At 59.3% G+C, this 21,626-nt stretch carries 20 protein-coding genes; 10 read left to right on the forward strand and 10 right to left on the reverse strand.

Going from position 1 to position 21,626, the window contains the following annotated elements; all coding sequences use genetic code 11:
• Positions 1 to 487: 487 nt before the first annotated feature.
• The 6 genes from BLR08_RS01395 to BLR08_RS01420 all read right to left on the reverse strand — a co-directional run bounded on the left by BLR08_RS01395 (position 488) and on the right by BLR08_RS01420 (position 7,472).
• Entirely contained in the window at positions 488 to 1,591 is a 1,104-nt protein-coding gene (locus BLR08_RS01395; protein ID WP_072330251.1) for a YheC/YheD family endospore coat-associated protein, read from the reverse strand.
• A gap of 15 nt (positions 1,592 to 1,606) precedes the next feature.
• Positions 1,607 to 2,737 (reverse strand): YheC/YheD family endospore coat-associated protein, encoded by a 1,131-nt coding sequence (locus BLR08_RS01400; protein ID WP_072330253.1) that lies wholly within the window; start codon positions 2,735 to 2,737, stop codon positions 1,607 to 1,609.
• Positions 2,738 to 4,105, reverse strand: coding sequence for a YheC/YheD family endospore coat-associated protein (locus tag BLR08_RS01405; RefSeq protein WP_072330254.1), 1,368 nt, complete (start codon positions 4,103 to 4,105; stop codon positions 2,738 to 2,740).
• Positions 4,106 to 4,243: 138 nt separating this feature from the next.
• Positions 4,244 to 5,470, reverse strand: a complete 1,227-nt coding sequence (locus BLR08_RS01410) for a YheC/YheD family endospore coat-associated protein (RefSeq protein WP_072330256.1) — start codon at positions 5,468 to 5,470, stop codon at positions 4,244 to 4,246.
• Between the two features lie 24 nt (positions 5,471 to 5,494).
• Positions 5,495 to 6,862 (reverse strand): YheC/YheD family endospore coat-associated protein, encoded by a 1,368-nt coding sequence (locus BLR08_RS01415; RefSeq protein ID WP_072330258.1) that lies wholly within the window; start codon positions 6,860 to 6,862, stop codon positions 5,495 to 5,497.
• A 283-nt stretch (positions 6,863 to 7,145) separates the two neighbouring features.
• Complete coding sequence (locus BLR08_RS01420) at positions 7,146 to 7,472, reverse strand: hypothetical protein (protein ID WP_072330260.1); 327 nt, start codon at positions 7,470 to 7,472, stop codon at positions 7,146 to 7,148.
• Positions 7,473 to 7,689: 217 nt separating this feature from the next.
• On the opposite strand from BLR08_RS01420, the gene BLR08_RS01425 reads away from it, so the two are divergent.
• Positions 7,690 to 8,787: an acyltransferase gene (locus BLR08_RS01425; protein ID WP_072330262.1), complete on the forward strand. Its 1,098-nt coding sequence runs from the start codon at positions 7,690 to 7,692 to the stop codon at positions 8,785 to 8,787.
• A 68-nt stretch (positions 8,788 to 8,855) separates the two neighbouring features.
• The gene (locus BLR08_RS01430; protein ID WP_072330264.1) at positions 8,856 to 9,137 is read left to right on the forward strand and encodes a hypothetical protein; all 282 of its coding nucleotides are present in this window, start codon (positions 8,856 to 8,858) and stop codon (positions 9,135 to 9,137) included.
• 150 nt (positions 9,138 to 9,287) lie between these two features.
• On the opposite strand, the gene BLR08_RS01435 is transcribed toward BLR08_RS01430, so the two are convergent.
• Entirely contained in the window at positions 9,288 to 9,614 is a 327-nt protein-coding gene (locus tag BLR08_RS01435) for an LSm family protein (protein WP_256257593.1), read from the reverse strand.
• 203 nt (positions 9,615 to 9,817) lie between these two features.
• Here BLR08_RS01435 and BLR08_RS01440 point away from each other — a divergent pair, with 203 nt between their 5' ends.
• On the forward strand, positions 9,818 to 11,167 hold the full coding sequence (locus tag BLR08_RS01440; protein WP_072330266.1) for a DRTGG domain-containing protein: 1,350 nt from the start codon (positions 9,818 to 9,820) through the stop codon (positions 11,165 to 11,167).
• An 83-nt stretch (positions 11,168 to 11,250) separates the two neighbouring features.
• On the opposite strand, the gene BLR08_RS01445 is transcribed toward BLR08_RS01440, so the two are convergent.
• From BLR08_RS01445 to BLR08_RS01455, 3 genes are all read right to left on the reverse strand, one after another.
• Positions 11,251 to 11,547 carry a YtpI family protein gene (locus BLR08_RS01445; RefSeq protein WP_072330268.1) on the reverse strand — a complete coding sequence of 99 codons (297 nt, stop codon included), beginning with the start codon at positions 11,545 to 11,547 and terminating at the stop codon, positions 11,251 to 11,253.
• 68 nt (positions 11,548 to 11,615) lie between these two features.
• Positions 11,616 to 12,137: a sporulation membrane protein YtrI gene (locus BLR08_RS01450; RefSeq protein ID WP_072330270.1), complete on the reverse strand. Its 522-nt coding sequence runs from the start codon at positions 12,135 to 12,137 to the stop codon at positions 11,616 to 11,618.
• Positions 12,134 to 12,466: a YtrH family sporulation protein gene (locus tag BLR08_RS01455; RefSeq protein ID WP_072330365.1), complete on the reverse strand. Its 333-nt coding sequence runs from the start codon at positions 12,464 to 12,466 to the stop codon at positions 12,134 to 12,136. Before BLR08_RS01455 ends, BLR08_RS01450 begins: the two co-directional genes overlap by 4 nt.
• A 168-nt stretch (positions 12,467 to 12,634) precedes the next feature.
• Between BLR08_RS01455 and BLR08_RS01460 the strand changes: the two genes are divergently transcribed.
• The 7 genes from BLR08_RS01460 to BLR08_RS01490 all read left to right on the forward strand — a co-directional run bounded on the left by BLR08_RS01460 (position 12,635) and on the right by BLR08_RS01490 (position 21,618).
• Positions 12,635 to 16,471 (forward strand): DNA polymerase III subunit alpha, encoded by a 3,837-nt coding sequence (locus BLR08_RS01460; RefSeq protein WP_072330271.1) that lies wholly within the window; start codon positions 12,635 to 12,637, stop codon positions 16,469 to 16,471.
• Positions 16,472 to 16,588: 117 nt separating this feature from the next.
• Entirely contained in the window at positions 16,589 to 17,074 is a 486-nt protein-coding gene (locus tag BLR08_RS01465) for a phosphatidylglycerophosphatase A family protein (RefSeq protein ID WP_072330273.1), read from the forward strand.
• Positions 17,075 to 17,211: 137 nt separating this feature from the next.
• Positions 17,212 to 17,403 carry a glutamate decarboxylase gene (locus BLR08_RS01470; RefSeq protein ID WP_072330275.1) on the forward strand — a complete coding sequence of 64 codons (192 nt, stop codon included), beginning with the start codon at positions 17,212 to 17,214 and terminating at the stop codon, positions 17,401 to 17,403.
• Positions 17,404 to 17,469: 66 nt separating this feature from the next.
• Positions 17,470 to 18,396: an acetyl-CoA carboxylase, carboxyltransferase subunit beta gene (gene accD, locus BLR08_RS01475; RefSeq protein WP_072330277.1), complete on the forward strand. Its 927-nt coding sequence runs from the start codon at positions 17,470 to 17,472 to the stop codon at positions 18,394 to 18,396.
• Entirely contained in the window at positions 18,386 to 19,360 is a 975-nt protein-coding gene (locus BLR08_RS01480; RefSeq protein WP_072330279.1) for an acetyl-CoA carboxylase carboxyltransferase subunit alpha, read from the forward strand. Before accD ends, BLR08_RS01480 begins: the two co-directional genes overlap by 11 nt.
• Complete coding sequence (gene pyk, locus BLR08_RS01485) at positions 19,353 to 21,113, forward strand: pyruvate kinase (protein WP_072330281.1); 1,761 nt, start codon at positions 19,353 to 19,355, stop codon at positions 21,111 to 21,113. Before BLR08_RS01480 ends, pyk begins: the two co-directional genes overlap by 8 nt.
• An 82-nt stretch (positions 21,114 to 21,195) precedes the next feature.
• Positions 21,196 to 21,618 (forward strand): acyl-CoA thioesterase, encoded by a 423-nt coding sequence (locus BLR08_RS01490; protein WP_072330283.1) that lies wholly within the window; start codon positions 21,196 to 21,198, stop codon positions 21,616 to 21,618.
• Positions 21,619 to 21,626: the final 8 nt, after the last annotated feature.

Genomic DNA, 21,626 nt, shown 5'->3' on the forward strand with positions numbered 1-21,626 from the left:
AGCGTTTTTTTTGGAAAACGTTACTCCCGGACCTCACTCGAAAGGGACGGCCAGGCCGTAAACGAAAAATCGTATAAATGGGCTCGGCTGGCGGGCAAAAGTAGGGGAAATGGGCGGAAAATCGTATAAACTTGCCCGACTGGCGGACAAACGTAGAGGAATTGTACGATAATTCGTATGAATAGTCGAAAATGTATCGCGAAGTGATCATAGTTGTACGAAAAATCGTACAAAGTCGGCGTCAGAGACGAGGTCGGCGCCAAAGACGAGGTCGGCGTCGGAGACGAGGTTGGAGCCGGAGAAGAACTCCGAACCGAACCCGAGATCAGAATCGAAGTCGAGACAGAACCCGCGGGTGACGGTGCCCGTCCGCTCAATTTGCGCCGTCGCTCGCCAAACGCTATGGGCCGCGGCCAACGCGTGCCGGCGAAAGCGCCGCTGCGCCCGCATGACCAAGAACCGTCCGGCTGCCCGGACGGTTCTTGCTTTAGCTCGATTCCGACTGCTTCTGGCGAATGAGCCACAGGCCGTATTCCAGCGGCCGGCTGATCGCTCGCCGGTACGTTTCCTTCTCCCCGATCCGGCTGAACACCTCGCGGGAAGGCTTGGGGTTGACCTCCAGCAGCCAGACATGCCCCCTGGGATCGACGGCAAGGTCGAGGCCGGCTTCGCAGAACGGGCCGAACTTGGCTTCCAGATGGTGAGCGATGCGGATGCCAAGGTCATAAGCCTCCTTGCGGATGTCGCTCACCTTTTTCCCGCTGCCGAAGCGGCTTCTCAGCAAGGACTCCATGGATATCGCCGACCCGCCGCCATGCAGATTGGAGGTGACGGACTGCCTGGGGCCGATCCGGCCGGCGCAGCCGGTTACCCGCCATTGTCCTTGACCGTCCTTCTGCACGAGCATTCGGAAGTCATGCACCCTGCCATCCTTCAGCTCCAGCGGAATTCCCTGCTGCACGATGTAGCGCTCGCCAAGCTTCCAGCCTGCCAGCCGGGCGGGGATTTGCTCGACCGTTACTTTGCGGGCCGAGATGATGCGCCGATCGGAATCACGCCCCTGCATCAGGCAGGCATTCGCCCCCGGGAGCCGCTGCAGCCGGATAATGCCCCTGCCGCCGGTGCCGCTTTTGGGCTTCATGAACACGATCGCATGCTTTTTCAGAAATTCGCCCAGCTCCTTGGTGTTCTTATAGCGCAAGGTCGCAGGCAGATGAGGGGCGATGCCCGGATGCTCGGAGAGCAGCTGATGCATCGTCCACTTGTTGGCCAGCGGCTTGCTCAAGTAGCGGAGCTTCGTATATTTCTTGCGGAATTGCGATATTTTGCGAAAGTTGTCTATCCCGTGATAGCGGCATCTGTCATAGATGACCTGCGGAAAACCGCTCCACTTTCGCACCCATCTGCGTTCGGACGCCTTGTAAGTCAGCGTGTGTATCCGGGTCCCATTCTCATGGACGTCATCAGGAGTGAACACAAGAACTTCCACGCCCAGCTTCTCCCCCGACACGCACAGCTTGCGGAAGAACGACAGCTCTTCGAGCCGCCGTCCGTTCATGTACATGGCCAGCACGCCTATCTGTTTGCTCATCTGACATTCACCTGCCTACCCTTGGCTGCCGTTTTTTCGGGACAAAAAAATGGAGTAGCGAATCAAGTTCTCCAGCGATTTTTGCCGGATCGGCGGCTCATCGAATTTCATCGGCTTGGAATTGGCCTCGAAAAACCAGATGTGCCCGTCGTTGTCCACACCCAGGTCCATCGACATCTCTCCCAAAGTTTGCCCGCTTGACGCTTCGACCTGCTTGGCGATCAGAAGCGCCGCCTGCTTGGCGGTGCGAATAATTTTTTTTCCTTCCGTCTGACCGAACGCATGGGCAAGCAGCTTGCCGGGATCGTCGATCGAGCCGCCTCTGGGCACATGGGTCGTGATGCTGGATCTCCCGGCAAGACGGGCGCCGACCCCCGCCACGGTCCAGTGGCCCTTATAATTTTTTTGGACCAGCACGCGCAGATCGAACGGACGGCGCTTGTAGCTGGAGAGGGCGATGCCCTGTTGAATGATATAATCCTTGGAGCCCACAAGCTCCCGGACCTGCGACCAGAGCTGGGAAACGGTAGGATACCGTGAAATTTGACTTCGCGTTTTATCCTGGATGCTTAGCTCGAACTGCCCGGCCCTTGCCCGGCCCTCCGTCCGGCTGACCTTCATGATGCCTTTGCCTGCTTTGCCGCGAATCGGTTTGAGATACAGGAACGGGTACGATTGCAGCAGCTTGTCGATATCCTCGCCGGAGGACAGCTTTTTCGTTTCCGGAATATAAGGTTTTGTCAGCTTGGATTTGTTCAGCCACTCGAACATCGTCCACTTGTTGAAGAACGATGGGTTGAAAAACCGGACCCGGCTATGGCGCAAGCAGGTCTGGATGACCTGCTGCACCTCCGGCAGCACTTCAAACTTCCGATAGGGAATCCGGTTGTAGATGACATGGGGCATCGGGAGCAGCTCCCGCTTCCAGGACTTGGTGGCCGCCCGGTAGCGGTAGCCGACGGCCTGCTTGCCGCTGAGCTTGAAGTCGGCGGTGGTCATCACATAGACCAGCACGCCGCGCTCCTCTCCGGCCCGGATCAGATCGATAAAATTTTCCTGATTCCCCCGAAAAACTCTTTTTTCATCCGCATACGTGAGAATGGCAAGGGTCGGACGCTGACGGGTGTTCTGGATTCGGCCCTCCACTCAAGAATCCCTCCTTGCGCGAAATCGGCTTAAATACAGGCAGTAGTCATATATATACTGAAGAGACGCCCTGCCTTGTTCCTTCAGCGCCGGATGCTTGAAGATCGAGCGGCCGGGCTTGGAGTTGGCTTCGAACATCCAGATCCGCTCATTTTTGTCGATGCCGATATCGAAGCCGAGCTCGCCCAGCGTATGCCTGTAGTTGCGCTCGATGTCTTGCGCCAGCTTGATGGCCGCTTCCTTGGCATGCGACAGCACCGAATCGGCACGACTGCCGAATACCTGGCGCAGCACCTGCTCGGGCGTCATCAGCATGCCTCCGGTGCGCACATGCGTCGTTACGCTGCCTTTGCCGGCCTTCTTGGCTCCGATGGCGGCGACGACCCATTGGTTCGAGCTATTTTTGGTCATGTGGAAGCGGAAGTCGATCGGACAGCTGTCCAGCTCGATCAGGCGAATGCCCTGCTGGGCGACATAGCCGTTTAATCCGCCGCTTTGGCGGTTCAGCATCGTCATCAGCGAGTCGAACTTGCTGAAGCGGAGCAGCACATTGCGTCCGGCCCGGCGGAAGCGGGCGTAATAGCCGCGCTGCGGATTATAGGTCAGCCGGTAAATCCCGATGCCGAGGCTGCCTCCGGTCGGCTTGAAGTAGATGAACTTATGCTTGTCGAGCATCTCCTTGATCTGCGAGGCGCTCGGATTGATGTGGGATTCGGGCACATGGCGGAACGCTTCGGTTCCGGCGAGCAGGTTATATACATCCCACTTGTCGAAGAAGCTCCAGTTGAACAGCGGAATTCCCCGCCTTACAAAGCGCTGCTTGAAGGCGTTGTTGGAGGCCAGCTTCTCGGCCTTGCGGCTAGGAAGCCTGTTGTAGACGACGTCGGGCAGCGGAACCACCTTGCGCACCCAGCCTCCTTCGCTTCTCGGGACGGTGGCGGTGATCGTGCCTTGGGTCCAGTTGACGTCGCCGGGAGAGAACCCGAAGTAAAAGGCCCGATCCGCTCCGACCCTCATGAACTGGCGAATGAACTCGGTCCGCGAACCGAAGGGAGCCGAGCTGCCACGGACGACGCTGGTCAAAATGCCGATCATCGGTCCAAGCCGCAGCTCCCTGCCGTTCGAGCTGGTCACCAGCGTCGTGCCCGCTCTGGGCAGCCTCAGCTGGGAGTAGACGGACGGTGTAAGGTACAGATGATTTCCGCTTTTCTTCAGCAGCTTGAGCCCCAAGGAGATGCTTTTGCTGCCGAGCTTTAAAGTTATGCTGCGGGATTTGGCCAGCTTCAGCGCTTTGGCCAAATCGCCGCTGACATATACGACGCGTTCCTGCCGGCTAGCGACATGAATCGTGCAGGTTGTCAAGCTCATGTTGAACCTCCTAAAGGACGATGCCGCTTAGGCATTGATTTGAGGTACAGGATGCCGGGAGCCCGGGAAAACGGATGGGCATATCGGCATATGCTGTACCCGGTGTACCCGGACTGGCTGTTTCTTGCTCGCGCGAATCTATTTCTGCTCACGAAGCTCTGCCTGGCCTTCCGTCCGGTCAGCCGTGCGATATGCCTTCACAGTCATTGCCGCGCCCGGAGCGAGACCGCTGCCCCCGGCATGACGGAGCAAGTAATCGGCGTACCGGAGCGGAGAGGAAGCAGCAGCCAGTTGCGCTCGTTCATCGTGTAAATGAGTAAAGATAGAGCGGCCGGGTTTGGAATTGGCTTCCAGCAGCCAAATATGTCCGCCGCGGTCGATCCCGAAGTCGAGACCCAGCTCGGCGAGCCGCCCATGACCGGCTTCCAGCGCTTCTGGCACGATCTCGCAGAGCCGGCTCAGCTCTTCCAGAAGAGCGTCAGCGCGTTCCCGTCCGAATTCCCGGGCGAGCCATGGCTCGGCTGCCGCCACGCGGCCGCCTCCGTGCAGATTGGAGGTCAGGCTGCCGTTCTGCCCGAGACGGACGCCGAACCCGGTGAGCCGCCAGCTGCCGCCAGCGGCCTTCTGCACCAGAGCGCGCACATCGAAGGCGTCGCCGTCTCCGGTATGCAGCTGCAAATAGCGCTGCACCAGGTAACGGCGGCGGCCGATGAGCCGGCGCAGCCAGCCAAACAGCTCGCCGGCGTTCGGGAAGCTGCGCGAGATGACGTTGTTGCAGGCGTCGCGGCCGCGCACGGTGAAGCGCGGGAAGCTGCCTTGCGCTTCGCGCCGCACATGCAGCACGCCGCGGCCCTGCGAGCCGCCGGCCGGCTTCAGCACGGCTTCGCCGTACTGCTTCAGCCACTCTGCCGCCGTGCGCATGCTGCGCAGCGGCTCGGTTTCGGGCAAGTACCGGGCGATCCGGCTGTCGGCTGCGAGCAGACGGTGCACCTCCCACTTCCCCTTCAAGCCGCAGCCGAGGAGGCGGATGCCGGGGCGGCGGTGAAGCTCAGCTATCGCAAGGCGGTAGTCGGCATATTGGCGGCGTGTCGTGCAGAAGCAGCGGTCATAGACGAGCGGCGGCAGGGCGAAGCTGCCGCTTACCCAGCTATGCGTCCCGGCGTCGTAATAGAAACCCGCGATGCGGGATTGCTTCCAGTCCGCACCCTCCGGCGTGAACACGAACACCCGCAGGCCGAGCTTGCGGCCGAGCAGGCATAAGCGGCGGTAGAAGCCGCGATTTTCGAACGGAGGAAATTGCTCCGCGGACGTAGTCAAAATACCCAGCGAGCGGGTGCTGCCCGGAGGCATTCCGGTTGTCGGCATAAGCTTTGCACCTCGCTATCCGTCCTAAAATTTCGCGGCAAACCGCGAATACTGCACCAGCTGTCTGACCGAAGGACGAATTTTGTTCTCGGCGGACAGCGGGGTGTTATCTTCCTTGGAAGGCTTCGAGTTCACCTCGATCAGCCAGACGCGTCCGTTCGCATCCAGCGCCAGATCCACGCCAAGCTCCGCAAAATGGCCCTGCACCTGGGCTTCGATTCCTTTGGCAATCTGCAGAGAGGCGCGCCGCAGCTTGGCGAGCCCTCCGGCAGCGGATGCCGAGCCGGAACGGGCCAGCGCGTCCTTGACCGTGCTGAGCGTGCCTCCTCTGGCGATGTTCGAGACGAAGTGATGATTGCCGGCGATCCGGGCCACGATGGAGGTTACGCTCCATTGCCCGGTCTCCCCGCGCTGCACGACCGCCCTGAAGTCGACGGGCCGTCCGCCGACCGTCAGCAGGTTAAGGCCCTGCTGGATTTGGTAGCGCTGTGTTTTGATCTTGCCGGCCAGCGCCGAATACAGCGCAGTCACCGACGGATACGAAAGCTTCCTGGACCCGTTCAGACTGGCGAAATGACAGGCGTAGCCTCCGCCCTCCTGCCTGCGGATGCGGATGATCCCTTTGCCGAGACTGCCGGTCACCGGCTTCAGGAACACAGTCGGGTACTTGGCGCACATCGACTTGAGCTGCTGAAGCGACTTAAGCAGGTGGGACTCCGGCAAATACACCTGCAGGCCGGCTTCATGACGGAGCGCGTCGAACACCTCCGACTTGTTCAAGTATTTCTCATTGAACAGCAGCGTGTTCTGCTTCGCTCTCGCATGGGCGATAAACTGCTGCACGCTTGAGCGGTTTTCCAGCTTACGGCTGGTCAGCCGGTTATACAGCACATGCGGGAGCGGGAATGCCGCCTTTTTCCAGCCGCCGGCATAATGCCAGCCGCGTACCGTATCTCCTTGGGCGACGAGATCGTCGGGAGTGCTGAAGAATACGGCCGCCCCGTAGAGCCGGCATGCCTCGGTCAGTTCCCGGCAGAAAGCGGTATTGGCGCCGAACGGCTTGTCGGGAGTTCCGGCATAGACGCGGCTGACCATAACGCCGATCAGCGGGCCGAGCGTCAGCGCTTTGGCGGCCGATTTGTACTGCAGGCAGAGCCGGTGGCCGGTCGTCAATCCCATGCGCGCTGCCAGCGCGCCGTTCAGACGCAGCACGCCCGGGGTGCCGGAAGGGATAACCCTTACGTCCTGACGGAAAGAACCGAACCGGAGCTGGAGCGGCTGGTGAGGCGGGATTTTCCATTTGCGCAGAAGCGAATCGCTGACCGCCACGATGGAGCCGTCTGTGGACGCGCCGGGAGCCTGTATCTGGATCTTTACCTTTGTTCTTTTCATACGGTACTCCTTCCCAGCAAGAAGCGTCCTCCCAAGGTCCGATCATGCTTGGAACATTAAGAAACGAACTACTTCATCATATGAGGGCATTTATCCCTTGGTGAGAGAAAACGAACGATTCTTGCAGGGCTCTTGTCCGCGCCGCCGCTTTGCGCAGGCTGAAACGGAGGCCCGTCTCCGGCAGGAGAAGACCGCCGCAGGCCGGCATGACGGGGCATGCCAAAGAGCCCCCTTCGCCGTTCCATACAGGAAAGGCGAAGGGGGCTGGGCAGCATGCCTAGGATTACATCAAATTGGAGCTTCCCGCAGAGCTGTACGGCTGCGACTGGGAGCTTTGGATGATCGAGTCCATCTGCTGGATGCACTGCTGCAGGCGGCCTTGAATGTCTTGAATACGGCGCTGCTGAGCCTGCATCTGAATCTCGACCTGAGACTGGGCTTGCTGAAGATCCGTCTGAACCTGGACAAATTGCTGCTGCAGCTGGCGGAGCTTCTGGGAGCTGTTGCTGAGTCCGGACTGGGCGAGCGCCATCTGAGCCTCCTGAGCCTGCTGCATCCGCTGCTGCTGCTGCTGTTCCAGAAACTGCTGATAAGATACGTTGTTCTGCATCAGGGAACATCCTCCTTGGAAATGGATTCACCGATCCTTAGTATGAGCCGAACGGCTGGATTTATTCACCAGACAGCCGGCTGCCCGCCATTTTTCCCGGAGATGTCGCAATTAAACGCCGCCCGGCCATTCCCTCAGCTGCTTAAACAGGATATACTTGGGGTATTTGCATCAGACTATCTATAACTAATTATGATTGAGAGAAGGTTGAAACGGTTTGTCAGAGATCACCAAGCCTCGCCCCAAGCTCCTGGAGCTTGATATCGTTCGGGCCGTAGCCATACTTGCCGTACTCGCGATCCATAACTCCTCCGACGCTCTGGTTGAGCTTCAGCCAGGCGGCTCGCAGACGATGTATGTGCTTATCAACAAACTTAGCAATTTTGCGGTGCCGGTATTTCTGCTTCTCAGCGGGATCGTCCTGTTCTACAGGTATCAGTCGGATTTCGACGGCAAGCAGGCTTTGATGTTTTATGTCAAACGGGTCAGGCAGGTGCTGATTCCCTATGTCGTCTGGTCTCTGTTTTATTATCTGTATTACCAATGGATGTTCGAGAAACCCGGGCTGCACTTCAATGCGGCGGCGTTCTGGGAGCTGCTCCCGTGGGCCGACGCCTGGTACCATCTTTATTTTATGGTTATTATTATCCAGTTTTATTTGCTGTTCCCGGCGCTTATGTGGCTGTGCCGCTGGGGCTGGTTCCGCCGGTGGCTCGGATGGATTGGCCTGGCCGTGCAGGCGGGCTTTTATTCGTATCATTACTGGATCGAGCCGTTCGAGCATGTCGCTTCGTTATGCTTTACCTATTTCAGCATGTTCACGCTGGGGGGCTGGATCGGACTTCATTACGCCTCCTTCACCGCCTGGCTGCGGCGCAGCTTCCTTCCCGTGCTTGCGGCCACGGTAATTGCGGGCGCGGCCTTCGCCGGCATTTTTCTCGCTGAGGGACGGATTGCGCTGCAGGTGCATCCCTATGCTTATCAGGCGTTGTTTTTCAGCTATGCCGCGCTCGCTGCGCTTACGCTCATCCGGATCGGTCAGCTTATCGTGGAGAAGACCAGGGCGCTGGCCCGCCTGCTGTTCAGCCTCGGCTCCGTCTCGTTCGGGGTATATCTGATGCATCCGGCGCTGCTGACCTATTACCGGGTTCATTATCATTATGACGGCGGCTCGGTGCTGCTGTACCATGCCTACACGCTGGCCGGCTTCGCGCTTTCCCTGGGGATTCCGTGGCTGCTTGTCCATATGTACCAGCGTACCGCGAGGAAGCTGGTTCGCCGTAAAGCGCCGCGGGCCAATCCCCAGTCCGGTTAACCGGAGTGCTATTCCCGCCAGTCCGCACATACATATATAAGGTACAAGCTGCGGAGGAGGATAAACGCATGGGAAAAGGGTGGAAAAACATCCTGTATATGGGATTGTCGCTTGGGATGATCGCGTTCGCGGTGCCCCGGATCGACCTGGGAGATTGGGCGAATCCAAGTACGATTTTCGGCGTCGTCTGGATTGCGTTTGCGCTGCTTATCGTGGCCGCTCATCTGCATGAGCTGCTGGGCGTAGAGGAAGAGAAAAAACGGCAGCTGCTGCGAATCAAGCGGATGAAGCGCTGGCAGCTGCAGCAGGCGGTTACCGGCAAGCGCAGAGTGCTGCAGGTAAGGCGTTAGACGGCGTTGCGGCTGGCCCGGCTGTCGGGCGGCCCCGGCCGGCTATGCCAGCCACAATGCCATGAGAAACAACCGCGGCTAGACTCCGGGAAGGGAGGCTGGTCGCGGTTGTTTTTTGCATGAATCGCCGCGGCGGGACGGATCGGAGAATCAGGCAACCAAAGCGATCGCAAGCAGATTAAACAGAGCGAGAGGCAGTACGACATTGTTGTAATAGGGATTGAACGGCGGAAACGGGCCAGGGAAAAAAGCGCGCGTATGGCTGGCCGGCATCTGCAGATACACAAAGGTGTGATCGACATGCACGATGATTCCTTCGTGCGTGCTGCCGTCGACCGTCTGTACGCGTACCGGCTTATGCAGATGCTGCGTGCAGATCGAGTGAATTTTTTGCTTGCATTTGTGCAGAACTTCCATGTCATTCGCATCCAGCTCATAGATGGACTGCGGCTGCCCGGTATACGGCATATTAGGCATGAGTCAACGCACCTCCCGTGAAGTTTGAGCTATTATCATGTCTATGCGCGATTGTCCGGGGTTATGGGTGGAAAATAAATTGGCGCCCCGTATCAGCGGGAACATGGCTCGCCGGCTGACTGAACCAGATGCAATAGGCCGCCTGGACATGGTATGATCATGAATACAGAACTATCACAGCGTACATGAGGATGGTAGAACAGATGGATCAGCAATCAGGACCGGTATTGCCGGATGCGGCGACCAAGCATGAGCAGATTATCAAATATATTGAAGGACTCAAGATCGGCAGCAAAATTTCTGTCCGCAAAATCGCCGAGAAGCTCGGCGTAAGCGAAGGGACGGCTTACCGGGCCATCAAGGAAGCGGATGCTATCGGACTTGTGGCGACCAAGGAACGGGTCGGGACGGTTCGGGTGGAGAAAAAGCTGCGCGATGAGCTGGACAAGCTTACCTTCGCCGAGGTCGTCAATATGGTGGACGGCGATGTGCTGGGGGGCAGAAGCGGACTGGAGAAGACGCTGCACAAGTTCGTCATCGGCGCGATGCAGCAGGATGCGATGATGCGCTACATCGACCCGGGCAGCCTGCTGATCGTCGGGAACCGGGCGAAGGCGCATATATGCGCGCTGGAGCAGGGAGCGGGCGTGCTGATTACGGGCGGCTTCGGCACGAGCGAAGAGGTGGTGCAGCTCGCCGATCAGCTCAAGCTGCCGATCATCTCGAGCAGCTACGATACGTTTACGGTAGCTTCCATGATCAACCGGGCGATCTACGACCGGCTGATTAAGAAAAAAATATTGCTGATCGACGACATCATCGTCCAGCCGATGCAGGTGTACACGCTGCGCAGCCACCAGGGGACGGAGGACTGGAAGCGTCTGCACGAGGAAACCGGACACAGCCGTTTCCCTGTCGTGGACGAATGGAATCGGGTGATCGGCATGATTACCCCGCGCGATCTGATCGGCGCCTCCGGCAGCCAGACGATCGACAAGCTGATGACGCGCAACCCGGTAACGGCCCTCGCCAATACGTCGGTGGCCTCGGCCGCCCACCTGATGGTATGGGAGGGCATCGAGCTGCTGCCGATCGTCGATGCCGGCCGCAAAATCGTCGGCGTCATCAGCCGGCAGGACGTACTGAAGGCGATGCAGCATGTGCAGCGGCAGCCTCAGCACGGCGAGACGTTCGAGGATCTGATCTGGTCGGGCTTTACCCAGGACAAGGACGCCTCCGGCCAGCTGCTGTTCCGGGGGGCGATCACGCCCCAGATGACCGGCAGGCTCGGCACGGTGTCGGAGGGGGTGCTGACGGTGCTGTTGACGCAGGCGGCTTATCATTCCATCCAGGATATGAAGAAAGTCGATCTGGTAGTCGACAATATGTCGTCCTACTTCGTGAAGCCGCTGCAGATCGACAGCATCGTGGAGATCCGGCCGAAGATCATCGAGATCAGCCGCAAATTCGGCAAGCTGGACGTGGAGATGTACTTGAACGGAGCGCTGGTCGCGAAGGCGATGCTGACGGCGCAGGTCATCGAGCCGGCTTAGTGGGCGGGGAGGGTGAAGGAACTGGGAGGAACGGCAAAAGCCTGACAGGAAGCTGTCAGGCTTTTGCCGCAGGCGCCGTCCGGCTAAGCCTTGCGGCTGTAATGCATGTGGTTGCGCAGGCCCGCGAACAGATTCCAGACGCCGAGCAGCAGGCAGACGGTTCCGAATATGCGGCGGGTTACCGAATCTGTGAAGAAAAACAACTGGGTCAAAGCAATGAGGATCAGCATCACGCCCATCGCTATGTTCATCCGGGCGGACAAGATCCCCCGCTTGGTCTGGTCGGCCTGCCGGCGGTACCGGAAGCTGTAATAGACGGAGAAGGCGACGGCGATAACGATAAGCGTGCTGAGGGTGAGCTGGATCGTTTGCAGCGTCATGAGAGCACATCCTTAAACTGGGTTGTTCATATGTATGTATACACTTTAGCCCATAAGCGGCAGGGAAATCAACCTCCTGCCATGGAAACCGGAATTCGCTTCCATTCCTTGACGGTTACCCATACTTTCAGCTCCGACTGGGTCAGCACGATCCATCTGACGGACAGAACCAGGTAGTCTTTGTCCAGCACGCCGAGCAGCGGCTTTTCCTTCAGAATTTGCTCGTAAACGTCAGGCATCGCCGCGAACTCGGATATTTTCCGTCCGACCACGACCGGCTTGAGCTGAGCATGCACGCGGCGCTGGAGCTCGCTCTCCGTCACCTTGTCGATTTCCGTATGCTCGTCCGGGTCGATATACACATTGAGCAGATTGATCGTCGTCTGCTGATTTTTTGTTTTCCGCAGGTTGGCGACATCGCCTTCCAGCCGGCTGTTTTCCGTCAGCAGCTCCCGGTTCTGCTCGATCATCATATTAAGCCGCGCATTATAGATGCTGAGGAACAGCGCCGCACCGATCACCATCCCGGCGATGACCAGGCCGATGGCCTGCAGATGCTTGAAGCCGAGTCCTTCCGGAGGCACTCTCACCCGGCGCTCCCCCCCCGGCATATCCACTGGATCAGCGTCGTTCCCATATGGGCGCCGGTGAAGGCGCAGACAATATACAGAATTTGCTGAATGGCAGGCGAGATATGACCATCCTGAAAATGCGTCTCAATGGCGCGAATCGGGTCAATCGTGCCGCCGATCGCCGCAACCATCGCCCATATCTTGATCTGCTCGGCCACCGTCAGCATCCTGTGAACCGGCGGGTCGAGCGTGATGACGGAGGAGATGCCCGCCAGCATAGTTCCTCCCAAGACGACCCCGAACGCAATGAAGAAATCCAGCAAGCATTTGGACAGAAAAACAGCCACGTACGAACACCCTTTCTTGGCATTGACCTTTCCGCTTTCTTCGGACGGCGTCTGAAGAGCCAAGCAGGAGCTTGGCCGCCGGGCGGTTACTATCATCTATATGGCACACTTGTTCGTATTATGCTAAAATATATGAATGAAGACAGAGAACGGGGAGGCGTCGGGCGCGTGAGCGATTTTGTCCATTTGCATGTACATAGTGAATACAGTCTTCTTGATGGCGCCGCGCGCATCGACGAACTGGTCGGACAGGCGGCTTCCATGGGCATGAAGGCGCTGGCGCTTACGGATCATGGCGTGATGTACGGGGCGATTCCGTTCTACAAAGCGTGCAAGGCCAAGGGAATCAAGCCGATCATCGGCTGCGAGGTTTATTTCACGACGGGATCGCTTCGGCAGAAGGGCAGCAGACAGGAGCAGCCGATCTATCATCTGATCCTGCTGGCGAAAAATTTGGCCGGCTACCGGAACCTGATGAGACTTGTATCGGTCGCCCATCTGGAAGGCTTTCACTACAAGCCCCGGATCGATCTGGAGCATCTGGAGCGCTACTCGGAAGGGCTGATCTGCACCAGCGCCTGCCTGGGGAGTGAGGTGTCCCAGCATCTGCTGCACGGCCGCTACGAGGAGGCGAAGGCGGCTGCGCACAGGTACCGGCATATTTTCGGAGATGACTTCTATCTGGAGGTCCAGGACCACGGGATGACCGAGCAGAAGAAGGTGCTTCAGGAGACGCTTCGCCTCAGCGCGGAGACGGGCATCCGGATGGTTGCGACCAATGACGTGCATTACGTGCGGGAGCCTGACCATGAAGTGCAGGATGTGCTGATCTGTATCGGAACCGGCAAGACGGTGGAGGATGAGGACCGTCTGAAGATCGGCACCTCGCAGCTGTATTTGAAGAGCCAGCAGCAGATGGCCGAGCTGTTCGCCCAAGTGCCGGAGGCCATCCGGAATGCGGCGGCGATTGCCGATGCTTGTCAGGTGGAGCTTGAATTCGGCCGCTCGATCCTGCCGCAATTCGACCCGATTCCCTCGGGGATGACGGCGGGCGACTATTTGGCCGAGCTGTGCCGGCAAGGGCTGGAGGCCCGGTATGCGGGCAGCTTGGAGTGGCAGGATACGCAGTGGCGCGCGGAAGTGGAAGAGCGGCTGTCCTACGAGCTTGGCGTCATCGAGCGGATGGGCTACTCGGATTACTTCCTGATCGTATGGGACTTTATCCGCTTCGCCCATGAGCAGGGCATCGTGACCGGACCTGGCCGCGGCTCGTCCGCAGGCAGTCTGGTCGCGTACACGCTGAGCATTACGGATGTCGATCCGATCAAGTACCGGCTGCTGTTCGAGCGCTTCCTGAATCCGGAGCGGGTGACGATGCCCGATATCGATATCGACTTCAGCGATCTGCGGCGCGATGAGGTCATCGACTACGTAGTCCGCAAGTACGGCCGGGATCGGGTGGCGCAGATCATCACGTTCGGCACGATGGCGGCGAAGGCCGCCGTCCGCGATGTGGGCCGGGCGCTGAACGTCCCGTTCCAGGAGGTGGACCGGGCGGCCAAGATGATTCCCCATCAGCTCGGCATGACGCTGGAGGAAGCGCTGCGGGTCAGTCCCGAGCTGCAGGCGCTTTCCGCCAAGCAGCCAAAAACCGCCGAGCTGCTTCGCTTCGCGATGAAAGTCGAGGGCATGCCGCGCCATGCTTCCACCCATGCGGCGGGCGTCATCATCTCCCGCGAGCCGCTGACGGAGTATGTGCCGCTGCAGGAGGGCAGCGAGCAGACGGCGCTTACGCAATACACGATGGAGCATCTGGAATCGATCGGTCTGCTGAAGATGGACTTTCTTGGTTTGCGGACGTTGTCCATCATCGAGCGGACGCTCGGCTGGATTAGCGAGCAGACGGGCACGGAGATCGATTGGACTAAGATTTCTACCGATGATCCTCTGACCTACGAGCTGCTCGGCAAAGGCGATACGACCGGCGTATTCCAGCTGGAGTCCGCCGGGATGCGAAGGGTGCTCAAGGAGCTGCGGCCGTCTCACTTCGAAGATGTGATTTCGGTTCTGGCACTGTACCGGCCGGGTCCGATGGATTTCATACCCAAGTATATCAGCTCCAAGCATGGGGAGACCGAGGTCGAGTATCCGCATCCGGACCTCGAGCCGATTCTCCGGGACACGTACGGCATCATCGTTTACCAGGAGCAAATCATGCAGATCGCCTCCCGGATGGCGGGCTTTAATCTCGGTGAAGCGGATCTGCTGCGACGGGCCGTCAGCAAGAAGAAGCGCGAGGTGCTTGACGAGCAGCGCGAGCATTTTGTGCAGGGCAGCTTAAGGCAGGGCTACGGGGAGCAGGATGCCCACCGGGTGTACGACATGATCGTACGCTTCGCCGACTACGGCTTCCCCCGGGCCCACGCGGCAGCCTACGGCGTTCTCGCCTTCCAGACGGCTTATCTGAAGGCGCATTACCCGGTTCAATTTATGGCGTCCATGCTGACAGCCGTGATGGGCAGCCACCACAAGGTGGCGGAGTATGTGGACGAATGCCGGAGGATGGGAATCGCGGTGCTGCCGCCTGATGTGAACGAAAGCGGCTTTCTGTTCACGCCGACGTTGTCCGGCGGCAGTCCGGCTATCCGCTTCGGCTTGGCGGCGATCAAGAACGTCGGCACCCACGCGATCGAGTCGGTCATCGAGGGGCGCCGGGAAGGGCCATATGGAAGCCTGAGCGACCTGTGCCGCCGCGTGGACCTGCGCGTGTGCAACAAGCGGGTGCTGGAATCGCTGGTCCAGGGAGGCGCGCTGGGCACGCTGCCGGGCCACCGGGCCCAGCAGCTGGCTATGCTCGAGGAGGCCGTCGATGCGGCGGTCAAGTGGCGCAAGGACCGCGAGGCGCTGCAGCTGGTGCTCGACGGCTTCGATGAAGAGGTGACCTGGGAGCTGGAGTATCCCGACATCTCCCCCTATACGCTGATGCAGCAGCTGGAGCTGGAGCGTGAGCTGCTCGGTTTGTATATTTCGGGCAGTCCGCTGGACGACTACGAGGAGCTGCTGCGGAAGCTGGAGCCGGACACGATGGCGCTGCTGTCCGAATATGCGGAAGGCAGCGAGGTGCTGGTGGCGGGGCTTGTCGTGTCGAACAAGACGATCGTGACGAAGAAGGGCCAGCCGATGGCTTTCATGGAGCTGGAGGACCGGGTGGGCAAAGCCGAGGTGGTGTTGTTCCCCGAGGTGTGGAAGACGTATGCTCCGCTCGTGCAGAAAGGCAACCCGGTGCTGGTCGTCGCGAAGCTGCAGCATGGCGACGAGCAGTTCAAGCTGCTGGCCGACCGGCTGATAGCGCTGAGCGATCCGGAGGCTGAGCTGAAGGCAGCGAAGCACGGCGCGCAGAGCGCGGCGGTCCCGGCGGGACGCGCGGCCGGAGGCAGCGGCTACGCGCGGGGCATGCGGCAGGCTAGGCCGCCGGCCGAAGCCGCTGCGGCAGCCGGCAGCCGGGCACAGCCTGCGGCGGTGGGCGGTGCCGCGCCAGCGGGCCCGCCGGTGCCGGGAGCCGGCGATGCCCGCGCCCGGCCGCCGCAGCGTGGCGCAGGCGCAGGCTCCGGCCCGCAGGGCGGCGCAGCCGCCGCCCCGAGCCGCGGCGCGCAGCCGCCGAAGGCATCGCCGCAGCAGGCCGCCGCCAGGCCGGCCCGGCGGCAGCCCGGCGGCCCGGCGGCTGCGCCGCAGGCTCGCGGCGCGGCCGCAGACGCGGCCCGGCCCGCGTCTGCGGCGGGCCAGCGCGTCTACGTGCGCATCGCCGCAGACCGGGAGCAGCCGGCGGTGCTGGCCGCGCTCAAGGAGCTGATCGCCGGGCACAGCGGCCCGCTGCAGGTCGTCCTCTATTACGAGAGGACGCAGAAGACGCTTGCGCTCAGCGGCGAATTTAACGTGAAGCCGTCTCCTCAGCTGTTCGCGCGGATCGAGGAGCTGCTGGGCAAGCAGAGCGTAAAGGTGAAATAATACAAGCCTCCTTCGCATACATTTAGTAACCCGAGCTATCGTCGGCCCGCCGCATGCCAAGCGGCCGGAGAACAGCGTGACGCGTGTTACGAATGAATCGAAGGAGGCGTTGTTGTTATGTCGCATCAACCTATCGTGGCTTATCTGGAGAAGCGCGGAGTAACGGTGGAGCGGATCGCGGATATCGTCTATGAGCTGCAGGCTCCCTACAATCCGGCTCTGTCCAAAGAGGCGTGCCAAGAGAGTGTGCTGACCGTGCTGCAGAAGCGGGAGGTGCAGTATGTGCTCTACACAGGGATTGCGCTCGACGAGCTCGCGGAGCAGAAGCTTCTGCCCCAGCCGCTGCAACAGTTGATGGAGACGGACGCTTCGCTGTATGGCGTGGATGAGACGCTTGCCCTCGGCATCGTACATGTGTACGGAATGATCGGACTTACCAGCTTCGGCTATTTGGATAAAAATAAAATCGGCATAATTCGCGATTTGAACGATCATGCGGATGCGATCCATGTGTTCCTCGACGATCTGGTTGCAGGCTTGGCGGCCGCGGCTTCCGCGCGCATCGCCCATAGGCAGCAGGATGAGGCGGACCGGCAAACCTGAGGAGCTGGCGCTGCGATTTCGAGTGAATCCGCGTTGTTTCGCCGAATTTCTGGTACACGGAGTCCTCCTGAGCTCGGTTGCGGGAAAAAGTGGAGTTATGATATCATTATTCCATTATGTTCGGGAGGTCTTTTTTCATGTGGACCGTGATCTATATCGCACCTACGGCGAAAATAGCCGATAGAATCAAGCTGAAGTTGACCGAAGAAGGCTTTCTGGTACAGGTTCGGGCTATTAACATGACCAAAAATCAGTTTGAAATCCTTGTTCCCGAAGGCGAAGTGGAAGAAGTTCAAGAGGTGCTGAATACCATTTTGCATAGATCCTGAATGCTCGGATGACGAAAAGCTGCGGTATGCACGGACAAGTCCAACAAAGTAAGGCGAGGTGTGATCGTGCAATTTAAAGACTTGTTTCAGAAGAAAAGAAAGTACGCGACCGTCCCCAATACGGAAAGGCCTGTCGCCGGCCAGCCGCTGGACGGCGGCATCGACGTGCCCGAGGAAAGGCCAAGGCGCGAAATTCCCGAGGGATTGATGAACAAATGCCCGAAGTGCGGGACGATTCAGTACAATAAAGAGCTGGACAAGAACCTGAAGGTATGCTCCTCCTGCGATTATCATTATCGGCTGAGCGCAGTGGAGCGCATCCAGATGACGATGGACGAGGGAGAGTTCACGGAGCTGGACAGCGAGATGATCTCGGAGGACCCGCTCGGCTTTCCGGACTATGCCGGCAAGTACGCGAAGGCGATGGAATCGACGGGCATGCAGGATGCGGTCATCACCGGCGAAGGGCGCATTGGCGGTCATCCTGTCGTAATGGCCGTGATGAGCTTTGATTTTATGGGCGGCTCGCTTGGCTCCGTAGTCGGGGAGAAAGTCACCCGGGCTATCGAGTATGCGATCGAGACAGGCCATCCGATGATTATCTTCTCGACCTCGGGCGGCGCGCGCATGCAGGAAAGCATTCTCAGCCTGATGCAGATGGCGAAAACCAGCGCGGCCTTGGCCAAGCTGAACGACCGCGGGGGATTATACGTCTCGGTCATCACCGATCCGACCTTCGGAGGCGTGTCGGCAAGCTTCGCGATGCTGGGCGATTATATTATCGCGGAGCCGGGGGCCGCTTTCGGCTTCACGGGCCGCCGCGTCATCGAGCAGACGATCAGGCAGAAGCTGCCGGACAACTTCCAGACTTCGGAGTTCAATCTGAAGCATGGCCAAGTGGATATGGTTGCCCATCGCAAGGATCTGCGGGGGATGCTGGCCAAGCTGCTCGGCATGCATACGGTAAAGGAGGAAGTCGTCCATGGCCAATGAAATGCCCTTTGAGCTGCCGTTAGCGGAGCTTCGCGCCAAGATTGAGGAGCTGCGCAAGTTCAGCCGGGACAAGCAGATCGACTTCTCCGAAGAGATTGCACGTCTGGAGCAGCGGCTGGCCCAGCTGGAGGGGGAGCTCTACGAGAGCATGTCCACCCAGCAGAAAATGCAGGTCGCGCGCCATCCGCAGCGGCCGACGACGCTGGATTATATCCAGCATTTGTTTACGGATTTCATGGAGCTTCACGGTGACCGTCTATATGGCGACGACCTCGCGATTGTAGGCGGCATTGCCCGTTTCAACGGTATTCCCGTTACGGTGATCGGCCATCAGAAGGGCAGAGACACCAAGGAAAATATCGCCCGTTTCTTCGGCTCCCCCCATCCCGACGGCTTCCGCAAGGCGCTGCGGCTGATGAAGCAGGCCGACAAGTTCAATCGTCCGATCCTGACCTTCATCGATACGAAAGGAGCTTATCCGGGCAATGCGGCGGAGGAACGCGGACAAGGCGAAGCCATTGCGCGCAATTTGCTGGAGATGGCGGCGATGCGGGTGCCGATATTGTGCGTCGTGATCGGCGAGGGCGGCAGCGGCGGCGCGTTGGCGCTCGGCGTCGGCAATCGCGTGTTCATGCTTGAGAATTCGATCTATTCGGTTATCAGTCCGGAAGGCGCGGCTTCGATTCTTTATAAAGATGCTTCCAAGTCGATGGAAGCGGCGGAAGCGATGAAGATCACCGCCGATGAGATTTTGAAGCAAGGCGTGATCGATGCCATCATCCCCGAACCGAAGGGCGGCGCCCATCGGGATATTGCGATGCAGGCAGAAGCGATCAAGACGACGCTGTGGCAGCATCTGCAGGAGCTGATGGCGATGTCCGGGGAGCAGCTCATCGAAGACCGTTACCGCAAGTTTAGACAAATAGGCAGATTTACAACCATCCAGGAGGGTAACCATGCGTAGAACCAAAATTGTATGTACTATCGGTCCAGTGAGCGAATCGCTGGAAATGTTCAAGAAACTGATCGGAGCAGGCATGAACGTCGCCCGCCTCAATTTCTCTCACGGCGATTTCGAGGAGCATGGCAACCGGATTAAAAACGTCCGCGAGGCGTGCAGGGAGCTGGGCCGCAGCGATGTGGCGATTTTGCTCGATACCAAGGGTCCGGAGATTCGTACCGGCAAGCTGAAAGACGACCAGAAGGTCGAGCTGATCCAGGATCAGCTGATTACGCTGACAACGGAAGAGATCGTCGGAGATGCCGAGCGCGTCCATATTACGTATCGGGATTTGTACAAGGATGTGCGGATCGGCTCGACGATTCTGATCGACGACGGTCTGATCGGTCTGACGGTTGAAGACATCCGGGGCACGGATATCGTCTGCCGCATCAAGAACGGCGGGCTCCTCGGCGGCAAGAAAGGCGTGAACGTGCCTGGCGTGAAGATCAACCTGCCGGGCATCACCGAGAAGGATGCCAACGATATTATTTTCGGCATTCAACAGGGCGTTGATTTCATCGCCGCTTCGTTCGTCCGCAAAGCGAGCGACGTTATCGAAATCCGGGAAATTCTGGAGCGTCACAACGCGAATCATATCCAGATCATCTCCAAGATCGAAAACCAGGAAGGCGTCGACAACCTCGACGAAATTCTGGAAGTATCCGACGGCCTGATGGTTGCGCGCGGAGACCTTGGCGTGGAGATTCCGGCCGAGGATGTGCCGATCGTCCAGAAGGCGATGATCAAGAAATGTAACCAGGCCGGCAAGCCGGTTATTACCGCGACTATGATGCTCGACTCCATGCAGCGCAACCCGCGTCCGACCCGTGCGGAAGCGAGCGACGTGGCCAATGCCATCTTCGACGGCACGGATGCCGTCATGCTGTCCGGCGAGACGGCTGCCGGGAAATATCCGGTCGAGTCCGTCCAGACGATGGCCCGCATCGCCGAGCGTGCGGAGAGCGCGCTGGAGCACCGCGAGATTTTCATTCGCCAGAGCAACGCCCAGCAGACGACGGTGACCGAGGCGATCAGCCAAGCGGTTGCGAACTCGGCTCTGGACCTGCATGCACGCGCGATCCTGACCGCTACCGAAAGCGGATATACGGCACGGATGGTGTCCAAATATCGTCCGAAGGCGCCGATTATCGCCGTTACGCCGGATGACAGCGTGCTCCGCCGCCTGTCCCTCGTCTGGGGCGTTGTGGCGCTCAAAGGCGAGTCGTGTACGTCGACGGACCAGTTGTTTGAGATGGCTGTCGATGCCAGCGTGAAGACCGGGCTGGTCAGCCTCGGCGATATCGTCGTCATCACGGCGGGCGTGCCGGTAGGCCGCTCCGGAACGACGAACCTGATCAAGGTGCATCAGGTCGGCGAGATGATCGCCAAAGGACAAGGCATCGGCACGCAGAACGCGACGGGCAAGGTCATCGTCGCCCGCAGCGCCGAAGAAGCGAATGCCAAAGCGACCGAAGGCTGCATTCTCATCACGCCAACCACCGACAAGGAATATATGCCGGCCTTCGAAAGAGCGGCAGCGGTCATTACCGAGACCGGCGGCATTACCTCCCATGCGGCTGTCGTCGGCATCAGCCTCGGCAAGCCGGTTATCGTCGGCGTAGAAAATGCGCTGTCCATCCTGAAGGACGGAGCGGAAGTATCCATTTATCCTGAGGTCGGCGTGATTTATTCGGGCCGCGCACGGGTATTGTAAGAGGGTAAGGGTTGAATAGGAAAGAAGGGAGCGAAATCGAATACCGGTTTCGCTCTTTTGTTTGCCGACAAGAGGTAAGGAGATGACTCGGGCGATGTGGCATAACTATGAAATTCGGGTACGCTATCAGGAGACGGATCAGATGGGGGTCGTATATCATGCCAATTATTTGACCTGGCTGGAGATCGGCCGGACGGAAATGATCCGCGAGCTGGGCATCCCCTACGAACGGCTGGAAGCCCAGGGCTTGCTGCTGCCGGTCCTGGAGGCCGATCTCAAGTTCAGGCAGCCGGCCCGCTACGATGACCGGGTCACGGTATATACGCGGCTGGAGTCCTTGACCCCGATGCGACTGCATTTTGCCTATGAAGTGAAGCGGGATGACGACCTGCTCGTCGCGGGCGCCACGCGGCATGTATGGGTGAACCGGAGCTGGAAGCCGGTGCGTCTCGACCGGGAAGCGCCCGCCGTATACGCGCTGCTGACGGAAGCAGGCTCCCGTTAAACCGGAAC

It is taken from the genome of Paenibacillus sp. cl123, from assembly GCF_900101595.1.
Lineage (GTDB): Bacteria > Bacillota > Bacilli > Paenibacillales > NBRC-103111 > Paenibacillus_G.